Origin of the sequence: Photorhabdus temperata, from assembly GCF_025384845.1 — a bacterium.
Classification (GTDB): Bacteria; Pseudomonadota; Gammaproteobacteria; order Enterobacterales; family Enterobacteriaceae; genus Photorhabdus; species Photorhabdus temperata.
On the sequence record NZ_JAJAFX010000026.1, the window covers coordinates 1 to 21,866 of the forward strand.

Annotated in this window: 19 protein-coding genes and 1 pseudogene; 7 read left to right on the top strand and 13 right to left on the bottom strand. The window is 46.9% G+C overall.

Annotated elements, in window-relative coordinates:
* Positions 1-2,090: pseudogene (locus LGZ99_RS11630) on the top strand (DNA primase); the annotation flags it as partial.
* On the top strand, positions 2,077-3,189 hold the full coding sequence (xerC, locus tag LGZ99_RS11635) for a site-specific tyrosine recombinase XerC (RefSeq protein ID WP_262979127.1): 1,113 nt from the start codon (positions 2,077-2,079) through the stop codon (positions 3,187-3,189). The pseudogene LGZ99_RS11630 and the gene xerC, both read left to right, overlap by 14 nt.
* Before the next feature lie 4 nt (positions 3,190-3,193).
* Here xerC and LGZ99_RS11640 read toward each other — a convergent pair whose 3' ends face one another.
* Positions 3,194-3,580: a hypothetical protein gene (locus LGZ99_RS11640; protein ID WP_262979128.1), complete on the bottom strand. Its 387-nt coding sequence runs from the start codon at positions 3,578-3,580 to the stop codon at positions 3,194-3,196.
* Positions 3,565-3,792 carry a hypothetical protein gene (locus LGZ99_RS11645; RefSeq protein ID WP_262979129.1) on the bottom strand — a complete coding sequence of 76 codons (228 nt, stop codon included), beginning with the start codon at positions 3,790-3,792 and terminating at the stop codon, positions 3,565-3,567. The genes LGZ99_RS11640 and LGZ99_RS11645 overlap by 16 nt, the downstream gene beginning before the upstream one ends.
* 40 nt (positions 3,793-3,832) lie before the next feature.
* On the opposite strand from LGZ99_RS11645, the gene LGZ99_RS11650 reads away from it, so the two are divergent.
* The 5 genes from LGZ99_RS11650 (at position 3,833) to LGZ99_RS11670 (ending at position 10,095) form a co-directional block, all read left to right on the top strand.
* Entirely contained in the window at positions 3,833-4,024 is a 192-nt protein-coding gene (locus LGZ99_RS11650; protein ID WP_262979130.1) for a hypothetical protein, read from the top strand.
* Positions 4,025-4,063: 39 nt separating this feature from the next.
* On the top strand, positions 4,064-4,978 hold the full coding sequence (locus LGZ99_RS11655; protein ID WP_051769717.1) for a hypothetical protein: 915 nt from the start codon (positions 4,064-4,066) through the stop codon (positions 4,976-4,978).
* Entirely contained in the window at positions 4,975-5,496 is a 522-nt protein-coding gene (locus tag LGZ99_RS11660; RefSeq protein WP_023046524.1) for a DUF2247 family protein, read from the top strand. Before LGZ99_RS11655 ends, LGZ99_RS11660 begins: the two co-directional genes overlap by 4 nt.
* A gap of 2,055 nt (positions 5,497-7,551) precedes the next feature.
* Entirely contained in the window at positions 7,552-8,919 is a 1,368-nt protein-coding gene (locus LGZ99_RS11665) for a pyridoxal-phosphate dependent enzyme (protein ID WP_023046017.1), read from the top strand.
* A 21-nt stretch (positions 8,920-8,940) separates the two neighbouring features.
* Positions 8,941-10,095, top strand: a complete 1,155-nt coding sequence (locus LGZ99_RS11670) for a trans-sulfuration enzyme family protein (protein ID WP_036841156.1) — start codon at positions 8,941-8,943, stop codon at positions 10,093-10,095.
* A gap of 75 nt (positions 10,096-10,170) precedes the next feature.
* Here LGZ99_RS11670 and deoD read toward each other — a convergent pair whose 3' ends face one another.
* From deoD to LGZ99_RS11725, 11 genes are all read right to left on the bottom strand, one after another.
* Positions 10,171-10,887 (bottom strand): purine-nucleoside phosphorylase, encoded by a 717-nt coding sequence (gene deoD / locus LGZ99_RS11675; RefSeq protein WP_021324638.1) that lies wholly within the window; start codon positions 10,885-10,887, stop codon positions 10,171-10,173.
* Positions 10,888-10,962: 75 nt separating this feature from the next.
* Positions 10,963-12,186, bottom strand: coding sequence for a phosphopentomutase (gene deoB, locus LGZ99_RS11680; RefSeq protein ID WP_021324639.1), 1,224 nt, complete (start codon positions 12,184-12,186; stop codon positions 10,963-10,965).
* 70 nt (positions 12,187-12,256) lie between these two features.
* Entirely contained in the window at positions 12,257-13,579 is a 1,323-nt protein-coding gene (gene deoA / locus LGZ99_RS11685; protein WP_036841155.1) for a thymidine phosphorylase, read from the bottom strand.
* A gap of 73 nt (positions 13,580-13,652) precedes the next feature.
* Positions 13,653-14,432, bottom strand: a complete 780-nt coding sequence (gene deoC, locus LGZ99_RS11690; RefSeq protein WP_021324641.1) for a deoxyribose-phosphate aldolase — start codon at positions 14,430-14,432, stop codon at positions 13,653-13,655.
* Between the two features lie 494 nt (positions 14,433-14,926).
* Complete coding sequence (locus LGZ99_RS11695) at positions 14,927-16,192, bottom strand: NupC/NupG family nucleoside CNT transporter (protein WP_031281461.1); 1,266 nt, start codon at positions 16,190-16,192, stop codon at positions 14,927-14,929.
* A gap of 301 nt (positions 16,193-16,493) precedes the next feature.
* On the bottom strand, positions 16,494-17,267 hold the full coding sequence (locus LGZ99_RS11700; RefSeq protein WP_036841154.1) for a TatD family hydrolase: 774 nt from the start codon (positions 17,265-17,267) through the stop codon (positions 16,494-16,496).
* A gap of 4 nt (positions 17,268-17,271) precedes the next feature.
* Positions 17,272-18,336 (bottom strand): patatin-like phospholipase family protein, encoded by a 1,065-nt coding sequence (locus tag LGZ99_RS11705; RefSeq protein WP_023046011.1) that lies wholly within the window; start codon positions 18,334-18,336, stop codon positions 17,272-17,274.
* A gap of 181 nt (positions 18,337-18,517) precedes the next feature.
* Positions 18,518-18,895 (bottom strand): BON domain-containing protein, encoded by a 378-nt coding sequence (locus LGZ99_RS11710; RefSeq protein ID WP_036841152.1) that lies wholly within the window; start codon positions 18,893-18,895, stop codon positions 18,518-18,520.
* A gap of 301 nt (positions 18,896-19,196) precedes the next feature.
* Entirely contained in the window at positions 19,197-20,786 is a 1,590-nt protein-coding gene (gene prfC / locus LGZ99_RS11715; protein WP_262979131.1) for a peptide chain release factor 3, read from the bottom strand.
* Positions 20,787-20,942: 156 nt separating this feature from the next.
* Entirely contained in the window at positions 20,943-21,389 is a 447-nt protein-coding gene (gene rimI, locus LGZ99_RS11720; RefSeq protein ID WP_021324647.1) for a ribosomal protein S18-alanine N-acetyltransferase, read from the bottom strand.
* Positions 21,358-21,771, bottom strand: a complete 414-nt coding sequence (locus LGZ99_RS11725) for a DNA polymerase III subunit psi (protein WP_021324648.1) — start codon at positions 21,769-21,771, stop codon at positions 21,358-21,360. The genes rimI and LGZ99_RS11725 overlap by 32 nt, the downstream gene beginning before the upstream one ends.
* Positions 21,772-21,866 lie beyond the last annotated feature (95 nt).

Genomic DNA, 21,866 nt, shown 5'->3' on the forward strand with positions numbered 1-21,866 from the left:
CTGTGACGGAAAAGCCCCAAGGTGCTGATGTGACTAAACCTTCTTCTTTAGCTGCCCGGCCTGAGTTGCCAGTAGCACCGGTGCCCTGTGAGCGCACGGCCTGCGGTGAACTGCTGATGAAAAGCGGACCCCGTATCTGGCGGGTACGGGGGATGAAAAAATCCCCGGTGCCGGATGTGATGAAGGTGAACGTGCAGGTGCGGGATGAAACGTCCGGCCTGTTCCATGTGGATACGCTGGACATGTACCATGCGCGGCATCGTCAGAACTACATCAGCACGGCGGCGCAAGAGCTGGCATGCGAGCCGTCTGTGATTAAACGCGAAGCCGGGCGGGTGCTGCTGATGCTGGAACAACAACAGGATGCCGAGCAGCGAGCGGAGGCCGAAGCCTCAGGGACAACGGCGGTGACGGTCAGCGCGGAAGACGAAGCCGCCGCGCTGGCGTTGCTGACATCGCCGAACTTAACAGAACAGATTATCAACGACATGGCCGCCTGCGGGGTGGTCGGCGAATCCACCAATCTGTTGACCGGGTATCTGGCGGCGGTCTCGCGCAAACTCGATAAACCGCTGGCCGTGCTGATACAAAGCAGTTCCGCTGCCGGGAAATCGTCCCTGATGGAGGCGGTGCTGAACCTGATGCCGGAAGAGGAGCGTATCCAGTACTCGGCAATGACCGGGCAGAGCCTGTATTACCTCGGCGAAACCAGCCTGCAACACAAAATACTGGCGATAGCGGAAGAAGAAGGCGTGCGGCAGGCGGCCTATGCCCTGAAACTGTTGCAGTCCGACGGCGAGCTGAAAATCGCCAGCACCGGCAAGAACGAACAGAGCGGCGAACTGGTGACGCGGGAATATAAGGTACAGGGACCGGTGATGCTGATGTTAACGACGACGGCCATTGATGTGGATGAAGAGCTGCTGAACCGCTGTCTGGTGCTGACGGTCAACGAATCGCGCGAGCAGACGCAGGCTATCCACGCCATGCAGCGGCACCGCCAGACGCTGGCCGGGTTGCTGGCTGACTCGGAGAAAGGCTATCTGACGCAGTTACACCAGAACGCCCAGCGCCTGTTAAGGCCGCTGAAAGTGGTGAATCCCTACGCCCATCAACTGACGTTCCTGTCAGACAAAACCCGGATGCGGCGCGACCACATGAAATACCTGACGCTGATACAGGCCATTGCGTTGCTGCACCAGTATCAACGTGAAGTGAAAAAAACGACCCACCGCGGACAGGTCATCGAATATATCGAAGTCACCCAAGACGACATTGCCCTGGCTAACCAGCTGGCGCATGAGGTGCTGGGGCGCACGCTGGATGAAATGCCGCCGCAGACGCGCAAGCTGTTACTGCTGATACAGGACTGGGTACGGGAAACCGCCGGACAACAGGCAGTCAGGGTCGATGAACTGCATTTTACCCGGCGGGATATTCGGACCGCTCTGCACTGGGGCGATACGCAACTGAAAGTGCATCTGGCGCGGTTGCTGGAAATGGAATACCTGTTGCTGCATCGCCGCGGGCTGACCTATGAATATACGCTGCTGTGGGATGGTGAAGATACCGGGCAACCTCATCTGTGCGGATTACTGGAGATGACTGAATCTCTGTCAGAAATGACAGGCAATGTGTTCCAGTCGGGGTCAGAGGATGTTCAGTCGGGTACAGGTCGGGGCAGGGTCGGCAGTCAGTCGGTCAGTCAGAATCCGGCCTCAGGGCAGGCAACATCAGACCTGTCGGCGGAAGTGGCCGGGGTAAAGCAAAAAGCAGTTATTAAGACAGAAAAAAAACCGGCTTCAATCCCCCTGCCCGAAGAAACAGAAACGGCGAATGACGCAGTGACGGGCAGGGCGTTCCGGTCGGGGACGAAAAGTGTCCGGTCGGATACAGGTCAGCCCCCGGTCGGTACACCGCCGGACAGACAAAATCCGGCCTCAGCACAGACAGCACAAGGCTTGACAACAGAACCGGGCGGAGCCGGAAAGAAAACAGTTAATAGACGTAAAACACAAAAGGCCCCGCTGCCCGCTGCCTCAGCCGCTCATTCCCAATCCGAAACGGAGGTAAATCATGGCAAACCGTAAACCGCGCAAAGGAAGTCTCCTGACCGTTAATGACGTCTACCGTCAGCCTGTGGGGCCGGCGCATGACCCAAAAAGCCTGTATGCGCTGCTGCTGCGCTTCGTGGCCTGGCGGCAGGAACGAAACTGGTCGGAAACCACGCTGAAAGTGCAGACCCATCACACCTATCGCTTCATCCTGTGGGCCACGGAACGGGGCCTGTACTCTGCCGCGGATATCACCCGGCCGATACTGGAGCGTTACCAGCGCTACCTGTACCAGTACCGCAAGACCAACGGAGAGCCGCTGAGCATCCGCACCCAGCGCACGCAGTTGCAGCCGTTACAGGTGTGGTTCAAATGGCTGACCAAACAGAACCTGATACTGGCGAACCCGGCAGCGGACATTGAGTTGCCGCGGGAAGAAAAACGCCTGCCGCGGTATATCCTGAGCATTGATGAAATCGAGCATATCCTGTCGCTGCCTGACCCGAATACGTTGCAGGGCGTACGCGACCGGGCCCTGATGGAGCTGCTCTGGTCAACGGGGATACGACGCAGTGAAGTGGCCCGGCTCGATATCTACAGCATTGACGGGTCACGCAAAACCGTGACCATCCGGCAGGGCAAGGGGAATAAAGACCGGGTATTGCCCCTCGGCGAACGGGCCTTAAACTGGCTCCAGTTCTATCAGCAGCAGGTTCGCCCGCAACTGCTGGTCACCCCGGACATCCAATCGCTGTTCGTGGCAATGGACGGTCTCGACGGGTTGCAGCCGAACGGTATCACCCATGCCGTGAGCGGTTATATCCGGGCCGCCGGCATTGAGAAAAAAGGCGCCTGCCACCTGTTCCGGCATGCGATGGCGACGCAGATGCTGGAGAACGGAGCGGACCTGCGCTGGATACAGGCCATGTTAGGCCATGCCAGCGTGGAATCCACCCAGGTGTATACGCAGGTCTCTATCCGGGCCTTGCAGGCGGTGCACGCCAGCACCCATCCGGCGGAGCAAATGGCCGACGAAAAAGTCAGCGACGCCGATGAGGTGGGTTTACTGGCCGACCTGTACGCCGAAGACAACGCCGACGCTGACACGCCGCCGGACAGCCCGGCGCCGACCTGAAACCTCAATATCCTCTGACCGTCCGTCCGCCCCCGTTAAGTTGGGCGGGTTCGGTGTGGGGGCAGACCGTGGCCGGACTGCCCGTCAGCCTCGGCGCACGCGGGGGTAAATAGTCGTCAGGCGGCCCAACCGCTGACGTCCCCGTTGAGCCGGTCCAGGCCGCCCAACGCCTATTGAACATAATGCGGGGGGAATTATACGCACTGCGCCGGTGAGCCCGGGCAACCGCCTGAGCATTGATGAGCGGCTTAATGCGTATAATTGGCATTATGTCTTGCGCCCCCGCGGGTCGGCATTGCGGGGAGTGGCGCACAAGGCTGACGCCTTCTGCTGTCAGCCGCTGAGCCAGTCCTCGGCAAAAACCCGTGTTCTTCTTTAGCTGCCGTGCCAACGTCCGGCCAACCCCCCTGAAGGCAAGTCGGCCTGCGGCCTCCGCTCATTAACTTCCCCCCGCCCCAACCCCGCTGCACTGGCTGCGCCCGGTTCGCAGTCGCAGGCTCCTTGCTCATTCCCGTGCTCGCCATCGCCGCCCCGTGCAGCCCCCAGGGGCTTCCCTGAACAAAACCTCGTGGTCATGCAAGGCCATGCGCAACCCGAAGCCACGGTGCCCCCGAGCGTCGCAGGGGCGCCGCTTGCGGGCTCTATGCCGCCCGCGCCCGCAGAACGGGCACCCGCCGCCCAAACAAGTTGGGCGACGTTCGCCCGTTGCCGAAAAAGGCGCTACACTGACAATGGCACGGCGGGAAAAACCGGCCTTTGGAGGCGAAAAGCGCGTCAGGGGGTTTTGGGTTCGGCGACAAAGCAGCACGGGAAAAAACGGGTTGTAACTGACTGAGGGCATTAGGAAAATCGGTGACCGGCGGTCAACTTCGCAATGGAATGGGTTGTTGTGGAGAATAATGCCTTGAGCCTGCCAAAAGGCATGGCGGATTACGGTCGGGCACAAAGTTCACTGGCGATGAAGATGTACAGGGAAGGGGCTACACCGGATCAGCTATCCGAAGAGCTGGCGAGGCAAACACGGGGCACCCATCCAGAAGGTCAAGATCCAGCCAGAGGGCTGATTGTGGCGTGGGGGAACTTCTTCGGTGTGCCGTTAGATGTGGTGATGTCCAATGAGAAAATGACGCCGGAGAAAGCCGCTTCCATCGTTGCCAGCGGTGTGCCCACCAGTGAAGCGAAAGTGATGCAGTATGTGGCGGCGAAGGCATTCCTATCATTGGCTAAAAATCCGATGTCAGGCAGCAAAACAGAAAGCACACTTCCGCAATGGAGTGCGGGAGAAGGGAAATTCAATCCGAAATATCAAGGCACGGTAACAAATGTTGAGCATCAGACAGGGAAGTTTGATGGGAAGTCGCTGCCTAATGAAAAAGGAAGCATTGCAAGTAACAAAACCATCAAGAATGACGTATTAGATAATCCAAGGGTTGGAACTGGCGAGAAGGGAACAGGTAGTGGGAATAAAGTAGATCAGATACCTAACAAAACTGTTGTTGATATTGATGGGAAAGAAATATCTGTTTATCCAAATAGGAATAAGCCAACAGCAACACAAGAATTTCCTCCAGTAGCTAAGGCCCATGGGTTCAATGATATTGTCGACAATTATGCAGGATTAGCAACACAGACGAAACTGAAAAATGGAGCCACTCTTTATCAATTGCCAGGAAGTCTAAATGGGATTGAAGGACGATTTGAGTGGATAGTGGATCCGAAATTAGGTGGCGTAAGTCATAGAATGTTTGTCACTGGAGGAACAGTTAATGGAGTACCATCAAAACCATGATAAATGAAATGTATTCTTTGGCTAATCAAATGGGATTAATTGATTGGGGAATGATTTTTCTTGGGGCTAAGGGAAATCCAGCCGGTCATTTATCAGCTTCTAATATTAGTGAATTTGCGTGTAGTGAATTGTCAAAACTCGATATGACTGATGCTCTTTTGACCGAGGTATCTGAAGCTGCTTTTTGCACAGAAATTACTGGTGAATTAATTAATAACTTAGAGGTTATATGTGATAAAAAAAATGTAAGCCTTCAATTATCAGAAAGAAAGTGGAAATGTATAGCTTTATATTTTTTATTGTTCAAAGAGTTACCTGATGATTATGTATATGCTCTCCTTAAGCTGAATGAATTTTGGGTTCTTTGGGGAGATAGTGTAGATTCACCGAATATAGTCCAGAGTGTTGGTAATAATCTTTCACCATCTGAGTATTATTCGGAAGAAAACTATCACTCATTGATAAAAGAGCATCATAATTGGTTAGATAGGGAAATTGAACAATTACGATTGAACTAATACAGATCCCGGTCTTGAGCCGGGATCTCCTTTTTAGCCGTCAGCCATTCTTAACGAGCCGAATAATCAACTGTTCGGCCATCACTGGTGATGGTGCTCGGTGTTATTAAAAGTCATTTTTTAACTTATGGTTTTAACCGTTATTTTTATCCCTTTTAACACCTGATTTTTGTTAAGTTTAATCATCATCGGATAACGTTTTTTACATTTAAAAAACTCTAATCATACCCGCTTTTTATCTTCACTGACTCTGTTTTTCTGTTTTTCTGTTTTTCTGTTTTTCTGTTTTTCTGTTTTTCTGTTTTTCTGTTTTTCTGTTTTTCTGTTTTTCTGTTTTTCTGTTTTTCTATTTTTCTATTTTTCTATTTTTTCGGATAATCATCCCATTTTTAATAATTTAAATCCTGCTGAATTAACCTTTTTATCCCTTTTTTATTGCGTTGTTTTTATATTTTTCTTCGTAAAATAATCGGCGATAAAACACTTAAAATCCATCTGTTCGGATAATATTATTTTACATACGGATTCCTTTTTAACTCTCTATTAATGGTTAATTATTTCCGATTAAATGCAATTAACCCTCCTTCTGAAAAATTGCATTTATTGAGTTAAATTAGCTCTAGATATGAAATCTTTAATGCCTTTGTATTCGCGTTTTTAAATGAATATGGCAGGTTAGGTAAATTTAAAATAAGGTCAAATATAGAATCTCTGACAAATGAATTAATCATAGAATGGTAAACAAAGTAGAATCCCCAATCCCACTATGATTTTTATGACAGGTAGGCTTTAAACTATTATTAAAGCCATTTTTTAATTTATGATTTTAATCGGTATAAAGTTCTAACCGTTGTTTTTATCCCTTTTAACACTTGCTTTTTGTTAAGTTTAATCATCATCGGATATCGTGCTTTATGTTTAACGAACGCTAATCATACCCGCTTTTTATCTTTACTGGTTCTGTTTTTCTATTTTTCTGTTTTTTCAGACAATCACCCATTTTCATGGCTTAAATCCTGCCAAATTAACCGTTTTCTCCCTTTTTTATTACGTTATTTTTAGGGTTTTCTTCGTAAAATAACCGGCGGGAAAGCGCTTAAATACCCATCTTTTTGGATAATATTCTTTTACATACGGATTCCTTTTCAACTCTCTATTAACGGTTAATGACTTGATTGAATGTCACTAACTCCCCTTCTGAAAAATTGCATTTATTGAGTTAAATCCGTCCTGGATATAAAAGCTTTAATGCCTCTATATTCACGCTTTTAAATGGGCATGGCAGGTTAGGTAAATATAAAATGAATGAAGTATAGAATCGTTCATAAATTAATTAAATATGGAAGGGTAAACAAAGTGGGATCCCTTCCTGAGTTTTATAATGTGCAGGCTTTAAACTGTTATTAAAAGCCATTTTTTTAATTTATGATTTTAATCGGTATAAAGTTTTAACCGTTGTTTTATCCCTTTTACACCTGCTTTTTGTTAAGTTTAATCATCATCAGATATCGTGTTTTACGTTTTACGTAATGCTAATCATACCCACTTTTTATCTTTACTGGCTCTGTTTTTCTGTTTTTCTGTTTTTTCAGACAATCACCCCTTTTCATGGCTTAAATCCTGCAAAATTAACTGTTTTCTCCCTTTTCTATTACATTATTTTTTATAGTATTCTTCGTAAAATAACCGGCGAGAAAGCGCTTAAATATCCATCTTTTTGGATAATATTCTTTTACATACGGATTCCTTTTCAACTCTCTATTAACGGTTAATGACTTGATTAAATGTCACTAACTCCCCTTCTGAAAAATTGCATTTATTAAGTTAAATCCGCCCTTAATATAAAAGCCTTAATACTTCTGTATTCACGTTTTTAAATGAGTATGGCAGGTTAAGCAAATCCACACTTCTAAACGTCTACACCTCTTTACATCCAAAATAAAATTAATATATGCCATTTGGCTATATATGGTTGCTATTCATTCTTTCAAAGAAACATATCTACAGAGTTATCCTCTATAACTATCTGAATATAACGGATTATCTGGAGATGATATGACCACGTCACGCTCTGTTCTCGATATGATTGGCAATACCCCGTTGCTGGAGTTAACGCATCTGAATACCGGTCCGTGTCGATTGTTTATTAAGTTGGAAAATCAAAACCCCGGTGGTTCTATTAAAGACCGCGTTGCACTTTCAATGATCGAGCAAGCAGAAAAACAGGGGCTGCTTCAACCTGGTGGGACGATTATCGAAGCCACTGCCGGCAATACCGGTATCGGGTTAGCCCTGGTCGCCTCCCTGAAAGGTTATAAGCTGATTCTGGTCGTTCCAGATAAGATGAGCCGGGAGAAGGTGTTTCACCTGCGTGCACTAGGTACCGATGTGCGTCTGACCCGTTCTGATGTCAGCAAAGGCCATCCAGAATATTATCAGGATTATGCCCTGCGTCTGGCTCAAGAGATTCCCGGCGCTTATTATATTGATCAGTTCAATAATCCGGCTAATTCAGCGGCTCATACCGCTACCACCGGCCCGGAAATCTGGCAGCAAATGGATCATAATGTTGATGCAGTGGTGATCGGTGTCGGTTCCGGCGGTACGCTGGGCGGTCTGAGCAATTATTTTGCTCAAGTTTCACCGGAAACCGAGTTTGTTCTGGCAGATCCAAACGGTTCTATCCTGGTGGACTATATCGAACACGGTAAATATGGCGAAGCCGGGAACTGGCAAGTGGAAGGTATCGGCGAAGATTTTGTTCCTCCTCTCGGCGATTTCAGCCGGGTGCACCATGCATATCGTGTCAATGATGCAGAAGCCTTCTCCAGTGCACGCGATCTACTGTTAAGGGAAGGTGTTCTGGCCGGCTCTTCCAGTGGTACTCTACTGGCTGCTGCACTGCGCTACTGCCGCTCGCAAACCACACCGAAACGCGTGGTTACACTGGCCTGTGACAGCGGAAATAAGTATCTGTCAAAGATGTTTAACGATTACTGGATGCTGGAGCAAGGATTCCAATCGCGTATGCCACAGCACGATCTGAGCGACTATATAACCTACCGCTATCAGGATGGCGCTACGGTTTTTGTGTCGCCGGAAGATTCATTGAAAACCGCTCATACCCGAATGCGCCTGTATGAGATTTCTCAGTTGCCAGTGCTGAAAGATGAACAAGTGGTAGGCATTATTGATGAGTGGGATTTGATGCACACAGTACAGGCTAATCCACTCAATTTTACTCTGCCCGTTAGCCACGCGATGACTCATCAAGTGAAGACGCTGGATAAAAACGCTTCTTTGCAACAATTGATGGCGACTTTCGATGCCGGGCATGTCGCGCTGATCGTCGATAATGGCTGTTTCCTCGGGCTGGTGACTCGCACTGATGTGCTGAATGCATGGCGTCAGCAACTTAATTGATCTTTTTGCAGGAATAATTCTATGACCAAGTTTGATACCAAAACTGTTCACGCCGGCTATACACCCGATCACACTGGCGCGGTAATGCCGGCGATTTATGCAACTTCAACTTATGTCCAGTCAGCTCCCGGCCAGCACACTGGTTATGAATATTCCCGCAGTGGCAATCCGACGCGTGATGCGCTGGAAAGCGCTATAGCCGAACTGGAAAACGGTAGCCGGGGATATGCTTTCAGTTCAGGTCTGGCTGCCAGTTCCACGGTGCTGGAGCTGCTGGATAAAGACAGCCATTTGGTGGCAGTAGATGATTTGTACGGTGGTACCTATCGACTACTAGAAAAAGTACGTAGCCGTAGCGCCGGTTTGCGTGTCACTTATGTTGAAGCACATGACATTGCCGGTCTTGAAGCCGCAATTCGTCCCGAGACAAAAATGATCTGGGTGGAGACACCCACTAATCCACTGTTGAAACTGGCCGATCTGGCGGCTATCGCGCAAATAGCACAACGACACGGTATCATCAGCGTGGCAGATAATACTTTCGCCTCCCCGTATATCCAGCGCCCGCTTGATCTGGGATTTGATATCGTGGTGCACTCAGCGACTAAGTATCTTAATGGTCATTCCGATGTCATCGCAGGGCTGGCTGTCGTCGGCAAGGATGCAGACCTGGCAGAAAAACTCGGTTTTCTGCAAAACTCGGTAGGTGGCGTGCTCGATCCATTTAGCAGTTTTCTGGTACTACGCGGAATGCGTACGCTTGCTCTGCGTATGCAGCGTCACATCGATAGTGCGGAAAAGATCGCACACTGGTTGGCACAACAACCGCAGATCGAAACTGTTTTTTATCCCGGTCTCTCTTCCCATCCGCAGCATGAGCTGGCAAAGCGCCAGATGAAGGGCTTTGGCGGTATGATTTCTGTTCATTTAAAGGGTGATGATGATTATGCCCGTCGGCTGATTCAGGAGCTGAAATTATTTACACTGGCGGAAAGTCTGGGCGGAGTGGAAAGCTTGATAGGCCAGCCATTTAGTATGACTCACGCTTCTATTCCGTTAGAAAAGCGTCTTGCTTCCGGGATTACTCCACAGTTAGTGCGGATTTCAGTGGGTATCGAAGATGCGGAAGATCTCATCGCAGATTTGGCTCAGGCGTTAGAAAAAGCAGCTCAATAAAAGAGAGAAAAAGAGCAATGCCAGTCAATCGCTTAACTGACTGGCATTAGGTGACTGAAAATAAAGAGCAGGGGGTTATTTATCACCCAACAGAACAGATTCCAGCGCGATTTCAATCATTTCATTAAACGTCGTCTGACGTTCTTCTGCAATAACGTGTTCACCGGTACGAATATGATCAGAAACGGTACAGATAGTCAGTGCTTTTGCGCCATATTCAGCTGCAACACTGTAGATACCTGCCGCTTCCATTTCTACACCCAAAATACCGTACTTTTCCATTACATCGTACATTTGTGTATCAGGTGTATAGAACAGTTCAATGGAGAAGATGTTGCCTACATGCGCTTTAATGTTTTTTGCTTTAGCAGCATCAACTGCATTACGGACCAGATCGAAATCAGCAATCGCGGCAAAGTCATGATCTTTAAAACGTATACGGTTAACTTTGGAATCAGTACATGCACCCATGCCAATAACCACATCACGCAATTTAATGTCGTGACGTACTGAACCGCAGGAACCCACACGGATAAGGACTTTAACGCCAAAATCGGCAATTAGTTCTTTCGCATAGATAGAGCAGGATGGGATACCCATACCGTGTCCCATCACGGAAATCGGACGGCCTTTATAAGTCCCGGTGAAACCCAACATGCCGCGAACATTATTTACCTGCCGAACATTTTCCAGAAAAGTTTCAGCAATGTATTTTGCACGTAATGGATCGCCAGGCATCAGAACAACATCTGCAAAATCGCCCATCTCGGCATTAATATGGGGAGTGGCCATAATTAAATTCCTTGTTTCTTATTTACTGGTTATTTTGGTGGTATATGGCTGCCCGCAAGCAGCCAGTAATCGGGATTAGAGCATGGGTTTGCCGTATTCCATTGGCGACAGATCAAAATATTTAGCCACTGTCTGTCCAATATCAGCAAAAGTTTCACGGTGACCCAGTGAGCCGGGTTTCACTTTTGGCCCATAAATCAGAACCGGAATGTGCTCACGAGTATGGTCAGTACCAGGCCATGTTGGGTCACAACCGTGGTCTGCGGTCAGGATCAGGATGTCATCCTCTTTCACCTGTTTCAGCATTTCAGGCAAACGGCGGTCAAACAGCTCCAATGCCGCAGCATAACCCGGAACGTCACGGCGATGACCGTAAGCAGAGTCGAAATCGACAAAGTTAGTGAAGACGATGGTGTTGTCACCCGCTTTTTCCATTTCAACCAGAGTTGCGTCAAACAGTGCGTCAATACCGGTCGCTTTCACTTTTTGCGTGATACCGACGTTTGCGTAAATATCCGCGATCTTGCCGATAGAAACGACTTCGCCATTTTTCTCATCAACCAATTTTTTCAGTATAGTTGGAGCCGGTGGCTCTACAGCCAGATCATGACGATTACCGGTACGCTCGAAATGACCTGCTTTCTCACCAACAAATGGGCGGGCAATAACGCGACCAATATTATAATCACCGTCAGTCAACTCTTCACGGGCGATTTCACACAGTTCGTATAGGCGATCCAAACCGAAAGTTTCTTCGTGGCAAGCAATCTGGAATACCGAGTCAGCCGAGGTATAGAAAATCGGTTTACCCGTTTTCATATGCTCTTCACCCAGTTTATCCAGAATGACCGTACCGGAAGAGTGGCAGTTACCCAGATAGCCCGGCAGGTTTGCGCGCGCTACCAGTTTATCCAACAATTCCTGTGGGAAGCTGTTTTCTTCATCTTTGAAGTAACCCCAGTCAAACAGAACCGGTACACCGGCAATTTCCCAGTGACCTGATGGTGTGTCTTTACCGGAAGAGAGTTCGCTGGCATAAGCGTAAGCACCGATGATGTCCGCGTCTTTGTCCAGACCTACAGGGAAAGTTCCACAAGACTCCTCCGCCGCTTTAGCCAAACCTAAACGGCTTAAGTTCGGCAAGTTCAGAGGCCCTTTACGGCCAACATCGGCATCACCACGGGCACAGACTTCTGCAATGTGTCCCAGGGTGTTAGATCCTTTATCACCAAATTTTTCGGCATCTTCACTGGCGCCAATGCCAAAAGAATCCAATACCATGATGAATGTACGTTTCATAATTTTCTCCTGCGTCAAGTCACGCTAACAATGCGGAAATGCCACCGTTATTTAATAATAAGTATGGTTATTACTCGCTGATTTGGCGATAAACCATTGGTGTGGCTGGTTTGGCTTCCACGCCCAGAACGATAGCTTTACGTACTGCTTCCGCCGCTTCCTGCCATTCGTTTTCATTGTTGGCATGAATAATAGCTAAGGGGGTATCTGCATTCACTTCTGAACCCAGAGCAACAATATTACTCAGCCCCACACTGTAATCTATAAGATCTGCTGCCTTACGGCGTCCCCCACCAAGGGAAACCACAGATATTCCCAAAGCGCGGGTGTCCATATCTGTGATAAATCCATGCTGTTCAGCCAATACAGGCTGGCTGAAAACAGCGGTTGGCAAATAACGGTCATAACGCTCAACGAAATCAATCGGGCCTTTTTGTGCAGCGACCATGCGACCAAAGATTTCTGCTGCTTTACCGTTATTTAATACCGACTGGAGTTTATTGCGGGCGTCTTCACGGTCTGTTGCCAGATTACCGGATACCAGCATTTCAACACACAGTGCCATTGTAACTTCGAGTAAACGTGGATTGCGATATTCACCCGTCAGAAAGCGAATGGCTTCACGAACTTCAAGTGCGTTACCCGCACTGGATGCTAGAACCTGATTCATATCCGTCAACAGCGCAGTCGTTTTACAACCCGCGCCGTTAGCTACGCTAACAATAGATTCCGCCAGTTGTTCCGACTCTTTATACGTCGGCATAAACGCACCAGAGCCAACTTTGACATCCATCACCAATGCATCCAAACCTTCAGCCAGTTTTTTGCCGAGGATAGACGCGGTGATCAAAGGGATAGAATCCACCGTCGCGGTAATATCCCGAGTTGCATAGAAGCGTTTGTCTGCCGGCGCCAGCGAATTAGTCTGGCCGATAATCGCTACGCCAACGTCCTGAATAATGTTACGGAAGCGGCTGTCATCAGGAAAAATATCAAATCCTGGGATCGCTTCCAGTTTGTCCAGCGTACCACCAGTATGACCCAAACCACGGCCGGAGATCATCGGAACATAACCACCACAAGCCGCCACCATTGGGCCAAGCATCAGGGATGTGACATCACCGACACCGCCGGTTGAATGTTTATCCACAATCGGGCCATTCAGATTCAAGCTTTGCCAGTTCAACACCGTACCGGAATCACGCATAGCCAGAGTCAGAGCCACCCGCTCTCCCATTATCATATCGTGGAAGTAGATAGCCATCGCCAGTGCAGCAATCTGCCCTTCAGAAACGGTATTGTCACGCACGCCATTGATGAAGAAGCGGATCTCTTCTTCACTCAGTGGATGCCCATCACGCTTTTTACGGATAATTTCCTGTGCCAGAAACAAAGCATTCTCCTCATCATGATTAAAATCGGGAAAGGTTCAGCCATTACGCACCAACGGGTACGGTGTATGATTATCAGTAATTGCTGCTTTGTTTTTGCCCCTGATGACCCAGAGTGTTCAGCAAACTTCCCAACAAGCTGGAAGCACCAAAACGGAAATGACGGGCATCAACCCATTTATCACCCATAATGCGATCAGCCAATGCCAGATATTGTGCTGCTTCTTCCGCGGTACGAACGCCACCCGCCGGTTTGAAACCAACGGTTTCACCCACTCCCATCTCATGAATAACCTTAATCATGATTTCAGCACTTGCCAGTGTGGCGTTAACGGGTACTTTGCCGGTGGACGTTTTGATAAAATCGGCACCTGCTTTAATTGAAATTTCAGCCGCCTTACGGATCAGAGATGCTTCTTTCAGTTCACCTGTTTCGATAATGACTTTTAGCAAAACACCCGCTTCCGCACAGGCTTCTTTACAGGCTTTAACCATATCAAAGCCAATTTGTTCATTACCGGCCATCAATGCGCGGTATGGGAAAACCACGTCAACATCATCAGCACCATAAGCAATCGCCGCCCAGGTTTCAGCTACAGCGATCTCAATATCGTCATTACCGTGTGGGAAGTTTGTCACTGTTGCAATGCGGATTTCAGGGGTGCCCTGTTCACGCAATATTTTACGCGCCAGAGGAATAAAACGCGGGTAGATACAGATAGCCGCCGTGTTACCCGCCGGGCTTTTCGCCTGATGACAAAGTGCCGTCACTTTTCCATCTGTATCATCATCATTAAGTGTCGTTAAATCCATCAAACTCAGCGCACGCTGCGCTGCTGCGGTTAAATCGGTCATAAAACTCTCCAACGTTATTATCGCGGCCGGCTTTACGCCAGAACCACACATTTTTTTAAACGATTGTTTGTTGGCGAGCGGACTTGGTTCCTTGAAGATGTAGCCGTGGGATGCCTACCGCGACAGTTGAACTCCTTTTCACCGCACTATGCTCTCTTCGGTTTATGGTCCTTAATGCGAGCCTCGCCTTTATCCATAAAATATTGGCATAATATTATTTGAACATTTAAACGCTCAAAAAATCGTGCCAAATATCACATTAATACAATGTAATTTGCAAGATAACAATTTTATATGTGATGAAAATCACATTAAATTGGTGTGCTATCCGGTTTATCTGCCAATCACACCTTCCTGTCATCAAATAGTACACGATAAAAAATATAACTCATTGCCAAACAAAGGGGGATGGCAGGCAATGTTTTTCATCATGGGTTAATTGGAAGGAAAATGGATTGCAGGCGGAATTATCCCACCTGCATATTGCAACAAAGTTACAGCGCCAGGAAGAAACCGGCAATAGTTGCACTCATCAGGTTGGATAATGTACCTGCTATTACTGCTTTCATCCCCAGACGAGCGACATCCCCGCGACGATTTGGCGCCATACCGCCCAAACCACCCAGCAGGATAGCGACAGAAGAAAGGTTAGCAAAGCCACACAGTGCAAAGGAGATGATGGCTTTGGTGTGATCTGACAGAACCTGTAAACCCGCAGCCGCAACCGCATCATCCGGTTGCAAATATGGGCCGAAGTTCATAAAGGCAACGAATTCGTTCACAACCAGTTTTTGACCGATAAAGGAACCGGCAACGGTTGCTTCATGCCATGGAACACCAATCAGGTAAGCAATAGGCGCACAAACCCAGCCCAGTACCAATTCAAGAGAAAGTTGCGGGTAATGAAACCAGCCACCGATACCACCAAGAATACCGTTCACTAACGCAATCAGGGCAACAAACGCCAGTAGCATTGCACCGACGTTCAGCGCTAATTGCATACCAGCAGCGGCGCCAGAAGCCGCGGCATCGATAATGTTAGCAGGACGTTCTGATTCAGCGACCAGTGACATCGCATCAACAGTGTCTTGCGACTTTTCAGTTTCAGGCACCATCAGTTTAGCGAATAACAGACCACCTGGGGCTGCCATAAAGGAAGCCGCAATCAGATATTCCAACGGTACGCCCATTGATGCATAACCAGCCAGTACAGAACCCGCGACAGATGCCAGACCACCACACATAACCGCAAACAGTTCAGACTGGGTCATCGTGGCGATATAAGGGCGAACAACCAGTGGCGCTTCAGTTTGACCTACGAAAATATTTGCTGTTGCTGACAACGATTCGGTACGTGAAGTTCCGAGAACTTTTTGCAGGCCGCCACCCAATACTTTGATAACGAGCTGCATAACACCGATGTAGTACAAAACAGCAATCAGTGAAGAGAAGAAAACGATAATCGGCAGTACACGCAAGGCGAAAACAAAACCACCACCCCCAAACAGTTCAAACATTTTGGGGGAAACTAATCCACCAAAAATAAAATCCATTCCTTGCTGACCATACTGGATAACACTGGAAACTCCCTCAGACATACCCATTAATATTATCTTGCCTGCGGGAACATAAAGTACAAAAGCGCCGATAGCGACCTGAATCAAAAAAGCACCAAGGACGGTACGAAGTTTAATAGCGCGATAGTTACTGGAAAAGAGTACTGCGATCAAGATCAGCACTACCATCCCGACCAGGCTCATAAAGAGTTGCATTGGAAGAATCCCTGTTCACTTAATAATAAATTAAATATGTCAGTAAGTATGTAAATGTTTACTGACACTGTTTCGGCGCTGATTATACTCAGTCATCGGAATGAACAAGCTATCTACATCACAAATACCCACCGAAAAAAGCAATGGAAAAACGATAAATGTGATGTAAATCACACAAAATTGCGGAAATAATCTGCAATAAGATAATCTAGCCGTCAGGACGGCAAAATAATAAACAATTAAGAGATGATTATCAGGTAAGCGCAGTTAAAGTTTTATGATATACCACTTAACTATTCAACCCAAATAACTCAACACTGTTACTATAAAGTTGGGTGGCGATTTCGTCAGGAGATTCACGGCGAAGCTCACATAATGAAGCAAAAACCCCGGCAACTCTTTCCGGTCGGTTAGGTTCTCCCTGAAACCCGAAAAGTGGCATATCCGGTGCGTCTGTTTCCAGCACAAGAGAAGTTAAAGGAAGTTCAGCAACTGCGCGACGGGTTTTCTGCGCTCTTTCATAAGTAATGGTTCCCCCTACCCCGATGTAGTATCCCAAACGGATAAAAGTTTCTGCCTGAGATAAACTACCGGCGAATCCATGTACCACACCGGTACGGGGAAGGTCGATTCTTCTCAGGATCGCGGCCAGTTGATCATGGCTTTTTCTGGAATGAAGTATGACAGGTAATTCACACTGTTTTGCCAGCCGCAATTGAGCACACAGCAACTCTTTTTGTTTTTCAAACTGAGGTTCAGCCATATAGAGATCAAGGCCAATCTCTCCGACAGCCACCCGCTTTTCATTTTTCTGTTTCAGTAATTGCGCCAGATCGGCAAGATGCGGTTCCTGATGTTCATTGATATAAAGAGGATGCAAACCCAACGCCGCATAAATCTCCGGATAAACGCGAGCCAGTTCAGATACCCGTTGCAAATTTTTCCCACTCACCGCGGGAACAATAATTTTATCCACACCATCCTGTGCCGCCCGTTGCAGGCTCTGCCGTTCGTCATCACGAAACGGGGGAAAATCAAAATGGCAGTGGGTATCAATCAACATAAAACTATCCGTTATTCATCTGTTCTGGCGATTCCGCCAATGCAGCTGGTGGTTTAACCAAAACGCTATTTTCCCCACTCCGGCGCAAGACATGACGGCTCAAACGATAATTTTTACGCTCCGCCATACCAAACTTATCACCAACAAATGCATGACCAACCGTCGCCAGGAAATAGCGACCGCAACGACGCCCAAGATGATAATCCTTATTCAGCGCCGGCAAACGACTGCCTAATGCACTGGCAGTTAATGGCGCAGGCGGATAGATTTCAAAGATCTGTACATCATCAGGTGGATTTTCAATAAATTTCTGTGTGCGGTAATAGCTTTTCGCATGTTGCTGTAACATCCGTACCATCTTTTGCAGGCTGCTATCCCCCAGCCAGCGTTCCATCCGTTTCATCCAATCAGGCGTGTAATAGAGCTGCGAAGGAACAGTGCGGATCACGACTATCGTATCAGCACCACGGCGATACGCCTCTTCCACCGGAATGGCGTCACTGATACCACCATCATAATAAACGACATCATCAATCGTCACACCATTGCGATAAAGCCCAGGAATAGCACTTGACGCCTTAATCACTTCCAGCCAATTCTTCCCATCAGGATGAAAATAGGTTGGTTCAAAATTATCTGCACGACACGCGCACATATAAAATTCACATCCGGCCTCAAACTTGCGTAAAGCGGTGGGGATATCCAAGGGAAGTTCCTGAGAAACGGTCTGCAAAAACCAATCTAAATCAACTAAATGACCACCACGAACAAAACGCAGAGGGTTAAAGAAATCAGGTCTGGTCGTATAACGGCTGATAGCCCGCCGGGCATATCCACGCTGCCCACAAATATAGGCTGAAAGGTTCTGAGCACCCGCCGAAGTACCAAGCAATAGATCAAACGGGTTAAATTCAACACGCATAAATTCATCCAGCACACCGGCGGTAAAAATGCCGCGCTGCCCCCCACCCTCACAAACAAGTGCAACCTTTCCAGATTTAATATGCGATTTATATTTATGGGATAATAGATCAATATTTCCCAAAGTTATCGGTATACGTTTCCCCACACAGTCCCCCAAAAAAATAAATGACGGATAGAGAGCATAACTTGAGAAGTTATTATCCGTCATTATATTATGGTGCTACGTAGTCAATATTTTGATAAAAACCCCTGGTGAGGGCGCATATCCGATTAGTACAAAACAAAATTATTTGAATGGAAAACAACCACCAAATTAGAAAAACATATTATTTTTTTATGGTCAGACCGTTTTGAATAGATTTGACCCCTTTCACTTTAGAGATAACATCCAGTACTTTTCTGGATTGCTGCTCGCTTTTCACAAAACCAGAAATATAAACAACTCCTTTTTCTGTTTTTACCGCGATGCCGGTGCTGTTGATACCTTTTTCCGCCAATAACTCACTTTTAATCTTCGCTGTGATAGCACTATCATCCATGTAACCATCGACGCTTTTCATGGAGTCATCGATTTTCTGACCAGCACTGTCGAGTGCTTGTGTCGCTTTATTTTTAAAAGACTCTTCTGCCAGCACACTACCGCTGACCAAGGCTGTACCCAAAACAACAGCCATCAATGTGTGAGTCAATTTAACATTCTTCATCTTATACCTTCCTTTTGTCGGTTAGATTTCTGAATCTATAAAGCCATGCAAACTGTCTTTGTATAAAGTAACCTAAACAGAATCCGCATTAGAATTAAAAATAGGTTATTACCTCCAATAGCTAAGTTAAATTGGAAAATAAAAACATCAATACAGCGAAAGACCAAGAAATAATAACAGGAAAATTAAGCAAAGAGCTATAAAATAAGACGAATCTTACCGACTAAAATTATAAATTATTCTTGTGTTACATATATTTTTGTAAAGAAAAAGGCTAACCTATTGTTAGCCTTATAAAATATTAATGTTCCCGTGTCTTGCGGAAATTGACGTCAGGATAACGTTCGCTGGTAAGATTCAGGTTAACCATAGTGGGTGCAATATAAGTCAGATTATCACCCCCATCAAGCGCCAGGTTTTGTTCATTCTTACGCTTAAACTCTTCCAGTTTTTTCGCGTCATAGCACTCAACCCAACGAGCCGTTGAAACGTTTACCGGTTCATATAAGGCTTCAACGTTGTATTCACTTTTCAAACGGGCAACAACCACATCAAACTGTAGAATACCTACCGCTCCCACAATCAAATCGTTATTTGCCAGTGGACGGAATACCTGTACCGCGCCTTCCTCAGAGAGTTGAACCAATCCTTTCAGCAGCTGTTTCTGTTTCAGGGGATCGCGCAGGCGGATACGCCGGAATAATTCCGGAGCAAAGTTAGGAATACCGGTAAATTTCAGATCTTCCCCTTGAGTAAAGGTATCACCAATCTGGATTGTGCCGTGGTTATGCAGACCGATAATATCTCCCGGGTAGGCATGATCCACATGAGAGCGATCACCTGCCATAAATGTCAGCGCATCAGAAATCACCACATCTTTCTTCGTTCTTACCTGACGCAGCTTCATGCCTTTTTCATATTTACCTGACACCACACGCATGAAAGCCACGCGGTCACGGTGTTTAGGGTCCATATTGGCCTGGATCTTAAAGATAAATCCGGTGAATTTATCTTCTTGAGCGGAGACTTCGCGCGCATCAGTCTGACGAGGCATCGGCGCAGGCGCCCATTTAACCAAACCATCCAGCATATGGTTAACACCGAAGTTACCCAATGCGGTACCGAAAAATACCGGTGTCAGTTCACCTTGTAAAAATGCCTGATGATCAAATTCATGGGAAGCCCCCTGAACCAGCTCCAGTTCCTGACGCAATTGTGCAGCCAGATCTTCACCAATCGCTGCATCCAGTTCAGGGTTATTCAGCCCCTTGATAGTGCGAACTTCCTGAATAGTATGACCCTTTCCGGTCTGATACAGATAAGTTTCATCAAGATAGAGGTGATAAACCCCTTTGAAATATTTACCACAGCCAATCGGCCAGGTGATTGGGGAACAAGCGATATTCAACTCATTTTCTACTTCATCCATCAGTTCTATTGGATCACGGATATCGCGATCAAGCTTGTTCATGAACGTCAGAATTGGAGTATCGCGCAGACGGGTCACTTCCATCAGTTTACGTGTACGATCTTCAACCCCTTTAGCGGCATCAATGACCATCAAACAACAGTCAACAGCCGTCAATGTACGGTAAGTATCTTCGGAGAAGTCTTCATGTCCCGGCGTATCAAGCAGGTTAACCAGACAATCGCTGTAAGGAAACTGCATCACAGACGTGGTAATGGAGATACCGCGTTGCTTTTCCATTTCCATCCAGTCAGATTTGGCGTGCTGATTTGAACCACGGCCTTTTACCGTACCGGCTTTCTGAATCGCTTGTCCGAACAGCAACACTTTTTCAGTAATAGTTGTTTTCCCTGCGTCAGGGTGAGAAATGATCGCAAAAGTTCGCCGTTTAGCGACTTCCTGCTGAAAAGGGGAATTTGACATCAATAACAATCTTCTGCTTTGTAAACGGGCTTGTACTCAACATTAGACGCTTCCCCGCAAGGAAAACAGCTGCCAAACCCGTGGGTGAATGAAAAATTGGCGCTCATTTTCGCTGAAATTGGTGCTATAAACAATCAATCAATTTTATCGCACTTATTACGCAAATAACGGCAACGCCATGATGATGGCATCTTCTTTACCTGTCGCAGCAGGATAGTAATTCTTACGGACAGTAACTTGATTAAATCCTGACTGTTCATACAACCTAATAGCAGAGCAATTCGATTGTCTTACTTCAAGCCATAAAGTATTAATCCCCTTCCCAGGCAAAATTGCTATTAAATACGCCAATAACGCTTTACCGTAACCTTGACCTTGATAGTCGGGATGAATCGCAATATTAAACAGGGTTGCTTCATCTAATATCAATTGGGTTACAGCAAAACCAATAAGCTGTTCATTAATCACTATTTTATAATTCAGATACCGCTCGCCCTGATTACTGAAAAATGTTTTTTCACTCCATGGAAACGCATGACTGGCTTTTTCAACCAGAAAAGCGGATGGGAGATCAGCGGGAGTTAATAGAGAAATGTTGTTCATGTTGCGAAATCTGCCGCCAAAGGGAACGTTTTGCCTTCCCGTCACAATATAAATCATTTAATGTAGGGCTTCTCAAAGAAATTCCCTGCCATGATAGTGTAATATCCACCCCCAACAGCCAACATGGACACTTAACCTGTTCCGGTAACATCGCAATATTATCCGATGTAATGCAGTAAACAGAGGATTTATCCAGCCCCATAGCTGTGAAAATATCTATTAATAATGAATTAGTTAAATCAATTTGGTCATTAGTAATAATCAGCAGACGGGTGGTATCGGGTAAGTGAACAGCTAACTCACCTTGCAAAACCGCCGGGTTACGCAAGCCCCATTGGGTAATCCCCAATTGAGCTAATAACCTGTCGCGCCGGGTTACCATATTTATTCACCTGCTGTAAAAAATAATCAGTAACATGTTATCAGAGGCCACTATCCGCGCCAATATTGGGCTTTAGATTTACCCGTCCCTGATAC

What these genes read in the sequence shown, in the direction of transcription:
- xerC (WP_262979127.1), top strand. Translation starts at nt 2,077, where the DNA reads ATGGCAAACCGTAAACCGCGCAAAGGAAGTCTCCTGACCGTTAATGAC.
- LGZ99_RS11650 (WP_262979130.1), top strand. Translation starts at nt 3,833, where the DNA reads ATGCCGCCCGCGCCCGCAGAACGGGCACCCGCCGCCCAAACAAGTTGG.
- LGZ99_RS11655 (WP_051769717.1), top strand. Translation starts at nt 4,064, where the DNA reads ATGGAATGGGTTGTTGTGGAGAATAATGCCTTGAGCCTGCCAAAAGGC.
- LGZ99_RS11660 (WP_023046524.1), top strand. Translation starts at nt 4,975, where the DNA reads ATGATAAATGAAATGTATTCTTTGGCTAATCAAATGGGATTAATTGAT.
- LGZ99_RS11665 (WP_023046017.1), top strand. Translation starts at nt 7,552, where the DNA reads ATGACCACGTCACGCTCTGTTCTCGATATGATTGGCAATACCCCGTTG.
- LGZ99_RS11670 (WP_036841156.1), top strand. Translation starts at nt 8,941, where the DNA reads ATGACCAAGTTTGATACCAAAACTGTTCACGCCGGCTATACACCCGAT.
- deoD (WP_021324638.1), bottom strand. Translation starts at nt 10,887, where the DNA reads ATGGCCACTCCCCATATTAATGCCGAGATGGGCGATTTTGCAGATGTT.
- deoB (WP_021324639.1), bottom strand. Translation starts at nt 12,186, where the DNA reads ATGAAACGTACATTCATCATGGTATTGGATTCTTTTGGCATTGGCGCC.
- deoC (WP_021324641.1), bottom strand. Translation starts at nt 14,432, where the DNA reads ATGACCGATTTAACCGCAGCAGCGCAGCGTGCGCTGAGTTTGATGGAT.
- LGZ99_RS11695 (WP_031281461.1), bottom strand. Translation starts at nt 16,192, where the DNA reads ATGAGCCTGGTCGGGATGGTAGTGCTGATCTTGATCGCAGTACTCTTT.
- LGZ99_RS11700 (WP_036841154.1), bottom strand. Translation starts at nt 17,267, where the DNA reads ATGTTGATTGATACCCACTGCCATTTTGATTTTCCCCCGTTTCGTGAT.
- LGZ99_RS11710 (WP_036841152.1), bottom strand. Translation starts at nt 18,895, where the DNA reads ATGAAGAATGTTAAATTGACTCACACATTGATGGCTGTTGTTTTGGGT.
- prfC (WP_262979131.1), bottom strand. Translation starts at nt 20,786, where the DNA reads ATGTCAAATTCCCCTTTTCAGCAGGAAGTCGCTAAACGGCGAACTTTT.
- rimI (WP_021324647.1), bottom strand. Translation starts at nt 21,389, where the DNA reads ATGAACAACATTTCTCTATTAACTCCCGCTGATCTCCCATCCGCTTTT.
- LGZ99_RS11725 (WP_021324648.1), bottom strand. Translation starts at nt 21,771, where the DNA reads ATGGTAACCCGGCGCGACAGGTTATTAGCTCAATTGGGGATTACCCAA.